Annotated in this window: 8 protein-coding genes and 1 riboswitch; all 8 genes read right to left on the bottom strand. The window is 69.2% G+C overall.

Annotated features, from left to right (window positions below):
• Positions 1–135: 135 nt before the first annotated feature.
• The 8 genes from AB0H36_RS39115 to AB0H36_RS39080 all read right to left on the bottom strand — a co-directional run bounded on the left by AB0H36_RS39115 (position 136) and on the right by AB0H36_RS39080 (position 10,450).
• Positions 136–1,308: a M20 family metallopeptidase gene (locus AB0H36_RS39115; protein ID WP_360535510.1), complete on the bottom strand. Its 1,173-nt coding sequence runs from the start codon at positions 1,306–1,308 to the stop codon at positions 136–138.
• 11 nt (positions 1,309–1,319) lie between these two features.
• The gene (gene atzF, locus AB0H36_RS39110; protein ID WP_360535508.1) at positions 1,320–2,939 is read right to left on the bottom strand and encodes an allophanate hydrolase; all 1,620 of its coding nucleotides are present in this window, start codon (positions 2,937–2,939) and stop codon (positions 1,320–1,322) included.
• Positions 2,936–4,930, bottom strand: coding sequence for a 5-oxoprolinase/urea amidolyase family protein (locus tag AB0H36_RS39105; protein ID WP_360535506.1), 1,995 nt, complete (start codon positions 4,928–4,930; stop codon positions 2,936–2,938). Before AB0H36_RS39105 ends, atzF begins: the two co-directional genes overlap by 4 nt.
• Entirely contained in the window at positions 4,882–5,517 is a 636-nt protein-coding gene (locus AB0H36_RS39100; protein ID WP_360535504.1) for an urea amidolyase associated protein UAAP2, read from the bottom strand. Before AB0H36_RS39100 ends, AB0H36_RS39105 begins: the two co-directional genes overlap by 49 nt.
• Positions 5,514–6,188: a DUF1989 domain-containing protein gene (locus AB0H36_RS39095; RefSeq protein ID WP_360535502.1), complete on the bottom strand. Its 675-nt coding sequence runs from the start codon at positions 6,186–6,188 to the stop codon at positions 5,514–5,516. The genes AB0H36_RS39100 and AB0H36_RS39095 overlap by 4 nt, the downstream gene beginning before the upstream one ends.
• Positions 6,185–7,756 carry an amino acid permease gene (locus AB0H36_RS39090; RefSeq protein ID WP_360535500.1) on the bottom strand — a complete coding sequence of 524 codons (1,572 nt, stop codon included), beginning with the start codon at positions 7,754–7,756 and terminating at the stop codon, positions 6,185–6,187. The genes AB0H36_RS39095 and AB0H36_RS39090 overlap by 4 nt, the downstream gene beginning before the upstream one ends.
• 54 nt (positions 7,757–7,810) lie before the next feature.
• Positions 7,811–7,920, bottom strand: a riboswitch (guanidine-I (ykkC/yxkD leader).
• Positions 7,921–8,046: 126 nt separating this feature from the next.
• A complete protein-coding gene (locus AB0H36_RS39085; protein WP_360535498.1) occupies positions 8,047–9,261 on the bottom strand; it encodes a PLP-dependent aminotransferase family protein in 1,215 nt (404 codons plus the stop codon).
• Positions 9,262–9,265: 4 nt separating this feature from the next.
• Positions 9,266–10,450: a M24 family metallopeptidase gene (locus tag AB0H36_RS39080; RefSeq protein ID WP_360535496.1), complete on the bottom strand. Its 1,185-nt coding sequence runs from the start codon at positions 10,448–10,450 to the stop codon at positions 9,266–9,268.
• Positions 10,451–10,965: the final 515 nt, after the last annotated feature.

The raw sequence follows: 10,965 nt of genomic DNA, 5'->3' as shown, positions 1-10,965 counted from the left end.
TCGGAGGGATATCCGTTCGAGTTGTGGGTTCTCCTCTCGTCTGCGAGGGGAGAACCCACAAGCGAAGGGGCTATCCCCTCCCGCGGCGAGGGTGGGGGAGCTGAGGCGGGGCGGTCATGGCTGGGCTGGGTGGGGTTAGTTGAGGAGGCGGAGGGCGGTGAGGGTGTAGGTGCGGGTGGCGGTTAGTAGGTCGGCGATGGGGACTGACTCGTCGGCGCGGTGGGCTTGGGCGGTGACTGAGCCGGGGCCTAGGACGACGACGGGTACGGCGAGGTCTCGGGCGACGTAGCCGCCGTCGCAGGCGGCGGTCCAGCCGGCCAGGGGTACGTCGGGACCGCCGGCGTCGACGCGGGCCGCCTCGACCACCCGGACGAGGTCCGCGTCCGCAGGCGTCTCGAAGGCGGGCATCTCCATCGGCATGTCGAGGTCGACCGACAAGCCGCGGTCCTCGAGCCGCAATGCCGCCACGCGGGCGCGCAGATCGGAGAGTACGGCGGCCGGCGACTCACCCGGCAGCAGCCGCCGATCCGCCACGATCACGCACTCGGCGGGCACGATCGAGCCACCCGTACCGCCGTTGATCTGACCGACGCTCCACGTCGCCGGACCGAGCAACGGATGCGGGTCGGCAGCAAGCGACGTATGCAGCCGCTCGATCTCGGCCACCACCGCGGCGGCGCCGTAGATCGCGTTCGCCCCGTCGTCCGGGTTGCCCGCGTGACAGGCCCGTCCGTGGATCGCGACGCGCAGGTACGAGTCGCCGCGCGCCGCGATGATCGTCTGCAAATCCGTCGGCTCGGCAGTGACGCAGCCGGCAAACGCCCGCGGCCCACGCGCGACGTACGACCGGATCCCCTTGCCGGTCTCCTCCTCGTCGACCACCGCCGCGAGCTCGACCGGACCGCTCAGCCCGGCGCCGCGAAGGGCGGCCATCGCGACCAACGCAGCCGCCAGACCGCCCTTCATGTCCGACGCGCCGCGCCCGTAGATGCGGCCGTCCTTCACGACACCGCCGTACGGGTCGACGGTCCAGCCATCGCCTACCGGTACGACGTCGGTGTGTCCGAGGATCAGCAACCCCGGACCGTTGCCCCCGGCAAGCGTGATGCTGAGGTTGTCCCGCCCGGGCTCGACCGTCGAGGTGACCACGTCGAGCCCGAGGTCACGCCCCGCCGCCGCGAGTACTGCGACGGTCGCGGCCTCCCCGCCGGGTGGGTTCTGTCCGGTTGCCTGCAGCAACTGACAGGTGAGCCGTACCAGCAGCTCCTCGTCGATCCGGTCGAGCACACTCTGTTCGGCGGGCGTCATGAGGACCAAGCTTAGGGCGACCCCGAAGCCAGGTACGCGCGCCAGCCGCCAAAGCTAGTGATGTCATGCGTCGGGTCCGCGGCATCCGCCGTACACACGAATCCTAGGATCCAGCGCCCGTCCGACAGCTCGAGTGGCCCGATCGCCAGCGGCGGCTCGATCGTCTGCGCGAACCCACCGAGCTCCGCCGCGGGCAGGCTCCACACCTCCACTTCGATCCCGGGACCGGTCTCACGGGAAGGCGTCAGCCCGGGCCGCGGCCCTTCGACCAGATACATCCGGTACGACGAGGCCGTCCGCGCATTGAAGGCTAGCCGGGCGCCACGTCGTACCAGCTCCGCATTCAGAGGCTGGCCCGACAGATGAGCACCGGCTACCGCCAGCAGCACCTCGTCGTCGGCCGGCTCGGGTGGCGCGGTCTCCTCGCCGCACCACACGGCGGCGAGGTCGATCAGCACCCGATCGTGACCCGCCGGCGCGAGCAACTGGATGCCGAACGGCAGCCCGTCGGCCCGATCCGGCCCTGGGAAGGCGACCGCGCACAGGTCGAGCAGGTTGACCATGTTGGTGAACCGCCCGAGCCGGCTGTTCACGCCGATCGGGTCCGCCGCCACCTCGGCCAGTGTCGGATGTCCGTACGTCACCGGCAGCAACAACGCGTCGAGCTGCGTCCACAGGTGCTCGCTGGCCCGAGCGAGCGTGGCGAGTCGATCGAAGCCGGCGAAGGCGTCCGCCGCGGTCAGGATTGCCCCATTGTTGACAATCGACCGCACGGTCGGGTCCACCGCCGGATCGTCGTCCAGCTTGTCCCCGAACGCGAGCCACCGCTCAGCCAGCCACGGCCCGGAGTACAGCAACTCCGCCGCCTCGAGCAGCGGCCGCACATCCACCTTCACCACGTCCCCGAGCCGATCGACCTGACCGAGCGTCTCCTGCCACGCGGCCTCATGCAGCGGCTCCAGATCCAGATCCAAATCCGGTACGCCGATCACCGCGCGACCCAACGCCCGTCCGGAGACAACACCGGCCGACCGTGGCCCCAAGCGTGCAGCAGGCAGTGAAGGGGCACGCCGCGACCACGGGTCGTCCGGGTCGAAGGACACCATCACGTCGAAGGCGGCCCGCGCCGTACTGACCGTTCGCGCCATCACCGTGACGCAGTCGAGCGATCGGCACGCCGGTACGACGCCACGCGCCGACACGAGACCACGCGATGGTTTGATGCCGACAATCCGATTGAAGGCAACCGGCACCCGCCCGCTCCCGGCCGTGTCGGTGCCGAGCGCGAAGTCCACCTGCCCCGACGCCACCGCGACTGCACTGCCAGAGCTCGACCCACCCGACACGTGCTCCTCCGAGAACACCGAGTGACAAGCGCCGTACGGCGACCGCGTGCCGACCAACCCGGTCGCGTACTGGTCGAGATTCGTCTTCCCCAACGGAACGGCGCCCGCCTCGATCAACCGGTCGACCACGAATGCGTTCCGCTCGGCCGGCTGATCGTTGCGCGGATCGCCGGCAGTCGTCGGCACCCCGGCAAGGTCGATGTTGTCCTTCAGCGCGAACGTCAGGCCGTGCAGCTGTCCCGGCGCCGGCGCGACCGGGTCGACCCGGGTGATCCAGACGTTCACGCACCCCACCTCGCCCGCTCCGCCTCGAACGCGGCCCGCCGTCGGGCCCGCACTGTCGCGATATCCACAGGTGCCTCCTGTTCGATCCGGCGTACGTCGGCGATCGAGAAGGTCGCCGGGCTGACCCGCAGGTCGGCCCGCCCGGCCGCGAGCTCGGCCCGCTCGTGAGCAAGCTGCTCCGCACTCACCGGAGTGAATCTGATCAAGTCGAACTGCCGCAGCAACCACGGCTGCTCGTCGGCAGGCGACAACCGCCACACCGGGACGGTGCGCCCGACCAACTGGTACCCACCCGGCCCTTCCATCCCGTACACGCACAGGTAGATCCCGCCGATGCCGACCGCGTTCTGCGGCGTCCAGGTCCGGGCCGGGTTGTACTTCGTCGTCACCAGCCGGTGCCGCGGATCGATCGGTACGGCGACCGGCGCGCCGAGGTAGACGTCGCCCAGCCCGACCACCAGGTACGTCGCGGCCTGGACGATCTCGAACACCTCATCACGCTCGCCCAGATCGTTGACCCGCCGGATGAACTCCACGTTGTCCGGGCACCACGGCGCGTCCGGCCGCACCGACGTCGCGTACCGCCGCATCGCCTCGTGCGCCTCCGGGTGGTCGAACGCGATCGGCAGGATCACCTCGCGCGCAGGCAGCACCACCGTCTCCGGATCCGCCAGCCCGGCCGCGAGGAACGCGAGCCGCTCGGCCAGTTCGACCAGGCCGAGTCGATCCGAGTCCACGGCGACGAGGAGCGATCGCACACCCTCGACGATCTCGGCAACGCCCGCCGGCCGATCGTCCCGCAACGCCTGTGCCAGCAGGTGAATCCACACCCGCACAGTCAGGTCGAGCTCAGCCGGTCCGGCCTCGACCAGCAGATGCCGTTCGCCCGCACACCTGATGGTGTACGGCGGTACGCCGTCCGACCGATGCAGCACGTCCGGCCGCGCAGACCCACTGACTGGAGCCACCGCAGGCGCCGGTGTCTGACGGAGATCGGCCAGCCAAGCACGCCGTACGGCGATCGCCTCGGCGGCCGCATCCATAGACACGGGCACCAGCCGGACGGAGTCGCCGGCGCGCAGCTGACCGAGCATCCAGCGATCGGCCTCGATCACCACCGCGGGTACGACGAAGCCGCCGAGCGAAGGTCCGTCCTTGCCGACGATGACCGGGGTATCGCCGGACAGCATGATGCCGCCGACCGGGTATGCGGAGTCGTGCACGTTGGACGGGTGCAGACCCGCCTCGCCGCCGTCGGTCCGGGCCCATTGCGGTATCGGGCCGACGAGCCTGATCCCGGTGCGGTCCGAGCGATGGTCGACAATCCACTCGGTCCCGAAGAACACCTCGACGCCTTCGTCGGTCAGGTGGTCCGGAGCACCGTGTGGACCGGGGATCACCCGCATCTCCCAGCTGTTCGAGATGGTCGGCAGTTCGACCGAGATCGGGCTGAGCAGGTTCTCCCGTCGGCCCAGCGGTAGGTTGTCGCCGGCCGCGAGCGGTCGGCCCTCGTGACCGCCGAAACCGCCGAGCACAAAGGTGGATCGGCTACCCAGTACGCGCGGAACGTCCAGACCGCCTTCGATCGCGAGGTAGCCGCGCGTCCCAGGCCCGTCAAGCGGGCCGACATCCAGGACCGCGCCGGCCGGGAGCCGGACGACCATGCCGGGCCGCACGCGCAGGCCGTCGATTGTCGCATTGTTGACAGCGCCGCCGACGCAGACGAGTCGGTCCTCGTCGCACGTGAGTACCGGCCCGGCCAGGACGCACTCCAGACCTGCTGCGTTGTCGGGATTGCCGACTGCGGCGTTGATCAGCGCGAAGCTGAGTTCATCGGCCGCGCCGGAAGGCGGTACGCCGACATCCCACAGCCCGGGGCGGCCGGCTCGGTCCTGGACGGTCGTCTGGATTCCCGGGCTGGAGATCGTGATGATCGCCAACGTCACCACCAGCCCAGGAGCTGCACCGGCGTCGGGTTCCAGCCGTTGCAAGGATTGTTGACCTGCGGACAATTGCTGATCAGCACCAGGATGTCCCGGCTCGCGGTGATCTCGACGTACCTGCCCGGGGCGGACAGGCCGTCGTCGAACTTCAGGTCGCCGGCCGAGGTGACCGGCACGTTCATGAAGAAGTTGACGTTGTGCGTGAGTTGGCGCTGGCCGATGCCGGCCTTCATGCCGTAGTACAGGAAGGTCTGGCGGCAGGCGTGCTGGTGTCGGGTGTGCTCGCCGTACCGGATGACGTTGCTCTCCTGCGAGCAGGCGCCGCCGACGGTGTCGTGCCGGCCGCAGGTGTCGCCGGTGATGACTGCGAGCTCGTCGAGCCTGGTCGAGAGCAGGCGGGATCCGGTCGTGAGGTAGACGGCGCGCTGTTCGCGGATCGTGTCGAAGGCGGAGTAGCGGTTGTCGATGTCGTGCGCGTCGTAGAACAGAGTGTCGACGGCCTGATTGCCGTGCAGGTCGACAATCCGCAACCGGCCGCCGGCCGGGACGGTGACGAGCGCGCCGTCGCCTGGTTGGACGACGGTGTCGAGCCCGGTGGTCGTGACCTCGCTGGTGGTCGTGTCGAGGACGGTCATGCGATCAACTCCCGGGTCAGCTCGAGTGCCCGCACTGCTTCTTCCCGCAACGGCGGGTCCGTCTGGTCAGCTGTGCCGAGCTGTACGGCGATCGCGCCGGACGGGCCGTCGGACATCGGGTGTGGCGCGGTGCAGATGAACACCAGGAGGTCCTGATCGGCCCGCAGTACGACGGTGTCCCCGGCTCGTGCGTGGTCGGGGACGAGTGTCAGCGAGGCGCGGTGGTCGTCGGCGATGGCCACCTTGGAGAAGAAGTTGATGCAGGCATGCAGGTCGGCCGGCCCGAGGCCGTGCTTCGCGAGCTCGATGAGCAGCAGCCGGTCGGGGAGCACCCCGGTCAAGCAGTCATGCCAATCGAGGCTGGACTCGACCACGGTCGCGAGGGCGAGACCGCGGTCGGACATCAGTACCATGCCGGCCCGAATCCGCGCCGACATCTGCGCCTTCAACGTGTCCGGAATGTTCAACCGATCAAGCCGATCGGCCCCCACAACAAGCAAGGACGCATTCGCCCCATCAGCAAGCGCAGTCAGCCTGAGACTGCGCCCCGCACGAACCGGAACCGACCACACCGCCCCACCGGGAACCTCACGGTTTGCCCGAGCGGGAGTCTCGCGGCTGGTGTCAGAGGAGTCCTCCTGGCCCGTGCCGGCGAGAGTTTCGTGGGTCATGCGCCGGCTCTTTCCGTCTCGGCGACGGCGGTGGGAGTCGCGGCCGGCACGTGGAGGCCGATGGAGGCGTGGTACGCCGTGCGCTGGGTGCGGTAGGCGATGACGCCGCCTACAGCGACGATGGTGAGGACGATCAGTGGGAGGTAGTGCAGGTACCAGCCCTCGCCTGCCGGGTCGTAGACCTCGGCGCGCGGCCAGCCCAGGTTGATTGCCATGGCAAGCCCGTAGGTGACCGCGATGATGTTGACAATCAGACCGAATCGGCCGAGCGAGAACAGTGGCTTCCCGTTCTCGTCGACGCCGGATGCGAGTCCGTTGCCGGTCAAGCGCCGTACCAGCAAGGGTGCGGTGACCATCAGGTACGCGACGTACAGCAGCATGATGCAGACGCTCGCGAGACCGAGGAACAGACCGGCGTTCCCCACGTTCACCAGCAGGCACACAGCGGCGAGAACCCCGGGCACGATCGTCGCGGCAACGGGGGTGCCGGTACGACGGGACACCTGACGCAGCAGCTCCGAAGCGGGCAGCACATTGTCGCGCGCCATCGAGAAGATCATCCGGGCCGCCGCGGTCTGGATCGCCAGCGTGCACACGCACACCGCGATCGCCACATCGAGCAGCAGCAGCTTCCCCGGCGCCGTGCCGAGCCGGCTGGTCAGCACGTACGGGAGCCCCTGGGTGGCAAGGTCGCCGTCAGTCAGCGACGGCGCGGCCATCAACGCCGCGACGATCAGGAACGCACCGCCGATCCCGGACGCGACGACCGCCCGGATGATCGTCCGTGGCGTGGTCGCGCGCGGCTTGTGCGTCTCCTCCGACAACTCACCCGCGCTGTCGAACCCGACCAGCACGTACGCCGCCATCAACGCCGAGATCAGCAGCGGTACGACGTAGCCGGTGCTGCTGTCGAGGCCCGTCGTGTGCAGTACGACGGACGGCCCGCGCTCGGCGTGCATTGTCAACAACACGACAATCAACACGACACCGACGAGCTCACACGTCACGCCGGCCGAGTTGACGATCGCGGTGATCCGCACGCTCGTCGCGTTGAGTAGTGTGGTCGCCGCGAGCAGCAGACATCCGAGTACGACGGCATTCGCAGCGCCATCGCGCGACGCGAGAGTGGAGTCGGTCCCGATCAGCTGGAAGCCGGACCAGACCGCGGGCAGCACGACCTGCAAAGCAATCGCGGCCGCGGCCAGCGTGATGATCTGCGCGATCACCATCGTCCAACCGGCGATCCAGCCGACGATCGCCCCGCCGAGGCGCCGCGCCCACTGGTAGATCGCGCCGGACAGGGGATAGCGCGCGGCCAGTTCGGCGAAGCACAGCGCGACCATCAGCTGGCCGGCCAGAACCGCGGGCCAGGTCCAGAAGAACGCCGTACCGCCGAAGCCGAAACCCAGCCCGAACAGCTGGAACACCGTGGTCAGGATCGACACGAACGAGAAGCCGGCAGCGAACGACGCGTAGCTGCCGACCCGGCGCGAGAGCTGCTGGGTGTAGCCGAAGCGGCCCAGGTCCTCTGCGCTTGGTGAGGTCAGTGTTTCAGGGGTGGCTGACATTCCGGCCTCCGTCGGATCGGCCCGGAATGCACACGGCAACCCGGGGCCTTCAAGGCCTCCCGGGCTTTTGTCCCGCCGTGGAACGGCGCCGTCGCGAACAGCGCCGCCTCCCCTCTCGGACCAGTCCTGCCGGTGCCGGCAGCGGAACCCTAGGGGCGCCCCGCCAACGTCGGCGGGTCCCGTTCAGTTCAGGGCGTGCGGGTTTCAGCGGCGCGCGTGGTGTGTAACACCTGCGTAAACGAATCCTCTCAGTCGCCCTGGCCTGTTGAGAGAACTGCGTGAGGAGTTGCCTAGGGCAACAGTTTGTCGGCGGCGCGGCGCAGGCGAGCGACGCCCTCGTGGATGCGGTCTGGTGGCGTGGAGGCGAAGCACAGCCGGAGGGCGTCGGTGAAGCGTCCGGTGGGGGAGAAGGCCGGGCCGGGGATGAACGCGACGCCTTCGGCGAGCGCGATCTCGAACAACTCCGCGGTGTTGACGCCGTTCTCGAGCGTCACCCAGAGGAAGAAGCCGCCCTCGGGATCGGTCCACCGGGCGATGTCGCCGAAGTGTTCCTGCAGTGCCGCGTGCATCGCTTCCTTGCGTCGCTTGTACTGCGCGCGCTGCGTGACCAGGTGCTCCTCGAGATGCCCGCCCTGCAGGAACCCGGCGAGCAGCCGCTGGGCCGGCAGGTTCGTGCAGGTGTCCATCGCCTGCTTCGCGTTGATCAGCAGCGGCTGGAGCTCGGGATCGGTGTCGACCCACCCCACTCGTAGTCCGGGCGCGACGATCTTTGAGAACGTGCGTACGGCGAACACCAGCGGATCGCCGGCCGCGAGTTGTCGGATTGTCGGCAATGGATCGCCGGCGAACCGCAGCAGTCCGTACGGATCGTCGTCGATCACCATCGAGCCCCAGGAACGGGCCAGCTCGAGGAGCCGGTGACGTCGCTCGAGGGAGAGGGTTGCGCCGGACGGGTTCTGGAACGTCGGGATGGTGTAGATCGCCTTCGGCCGGCGTCCGTCGAGGAGCCGTTCGAGGTCGTCGACCATCATGCCGTCGTCGTCGACCGGGATCTCCAGCAGTTCGGCGCCGTACGAGAGTGCGGTCGCGCTGCCGTTCGTGTACGTCGGCGACTCGACGACGACCAGGTCGCCGGGGTCGACGAAGAGCTTGCAGAACAGGTCGAGGCCCTGCATCCCGCCGGCGGTGATGGTGAGGCGGTCGGCGGTGGTCTCGTCGCTGGTGCCGCGGAGCGTCTCCAGGAGTGCCTCGTGGAGCGGCGGGTCCCCTTCGGTGGCGGCGTAGTCGTACGCGTCGGCGCGGCTGAGTTGGTCGGCGGCGATGCCGGCGAGGATTGCCGACGGAACGGCCTCGGCGGCGGGGGAGCCCATGGCGAACCGGACGATGTCGTGGGTCTGCTTGTGCAGCAGCGACGTGCTCGAGTCGATCACCGAGCCGACGAGTCCGGTGACGCGCTCGGCGTACGGGAGAGTCTTCACTGCATCGCCACGGGTTTCCTGCGTCACCTGGCTACCTCCTGATCGTCAGTTCGTGGGACAGGCCGGCCAGTCGCTCGACGCCGTCGTCGGTGACCACGATCGGCTCGGACAGCTCGTATCCCCAGCCGTCCATCCACATCCCGAGAATCACGTGGAACGCCATCCCGGCCTGGAGCACGGTGCTCTCGCCGGGGCGCAGGCTCACCGTGCGCTCACCCCAGTCGGGCGGGTAGCCGATGCCGATCGAGTACCCGATCCGCGAGTCCTTCACCAACCCGTGCGCGGCGATCACGTCGTTGAAGGCGGCGTGTACGACGCTGCCGGTGACACCTGGTCGGATTGTCGACAACGTGGCGCGCATCCCGTCGGCCACGACCTTCGCCGTCTCGCGCAACCGCTGGGGTGGGTCGCCGAGCATCACCGTGCGGGCGAGCGGAGCGTGGTAGCGGCCGAACACGCCGGCCAGTTCGATCGTGGTCGCCTCGCCGGCGTGGAACGGGCGGTCGGTCCAGGTGAGATGCGGCGTACCGGCTGCTTCACCGGTGGGCAGCATCGGGACGATCGCCGGGTAGTCGCCGCCGTGTTCCGGGGTGCCGATCGCCTGGGCGGCCATGATCTCGGCGACCAGGTCGCATTGCCGGCGGCCGGGGCGGAGTTGCTCGAGGGCGATCCGCATCGCCTGCTCGGCGATCGAACCGGCGATCCGGAGTTGGCGCAGTTCGTGCGGGGACTTGACCAGCCGGATCCAGTTCACCAGCTCGGCCGAGTCGACCAGCCGGTGCCCGGGCAGACCGTTGCCGAGGGCAAGGTATGCGCGGGCGGAGAAGCAGTGCGCGTCACCCTCGATGCCGACGTCGCCGCCAGGCTGGATGAGCTCGCGGATGCCGACGGCGATCCAGTCGTAGGGGTGGACGTCGGGTCGGTGGACGAGGTCCTCCGGGTAGCCGTGGATCTGGTCCGCGCGCAGGTTGCAGGTGTACGCCGCCCCCGCCGCGTCCATCGCTCGCGCGAACAGTTGCGGCTCTCCGTCGGCCGGCACGAGGAGGCACTGCGGGGTGTAGAACGACCAAGCGTCGTACCCGGTCAGGTAGAAGAGGTTCGCCGGGTCGCTGACCACCAGGGCTGCGAGGCCCCGCTCACCCATCGCCGCCCGAACCCGCCGCAGCCGGCCGGCGTACTCACCCGGCTCGACCGCCTGCTCCAGCAGGTCCGGCACACCCTCACCCCTGTCGATTGCAGATTGTCAACAATACGACGGAGCTTAACCGCAGATGCGGGGGAGAAGAAGCCCCGAATGGCCGGTTGCTGCCACGACCCAGCGCGATGCGGTTGGCGAACCAGACTGGGGCGATGGCGACGTGTGACTTCTGCAATGAGAAGACCGACGCGGGGACCCGGTACGCGGCCCGCGCGGTGCAGCAGGCGGCCGTGAGCGGGTTCCGTCCGTCCGGGCTGGCCGGAATGGATGCCGTGGCTCGAAACCTGGGGCTGACCAACCTCGATCCTGCTCGCGAGTGGGTCACCCAAGTAGTGGCCGACCGCACAGACTGGCTCGCCTGCCCAACCTGCGCCGGGCAATTGGAGCAGTACCTGACCGCGGGAGGACACCCTGGGGCACCGTCGCCGTCGTCCGTGCGGTCGTCGGGGGCCTCGCGGGCTGACGTGGGGGCGGGGGCAGGTCTGTCCGGGGACGGCAGCGGGGTTCCGGGGGTCGGCGAGGTGCCCGGGAGG

The organism is Kribbella sp. NPDC050820, from assembly GCF_040653975.1.
GTDB lineage: Bacteria > Actinomycetota > Actinomycetes > Propionibacteriales > Kribbellaceae > Kribbella.
This window is presented reverse-complemented; position numbering and strand designations above follow the sequence as displayed.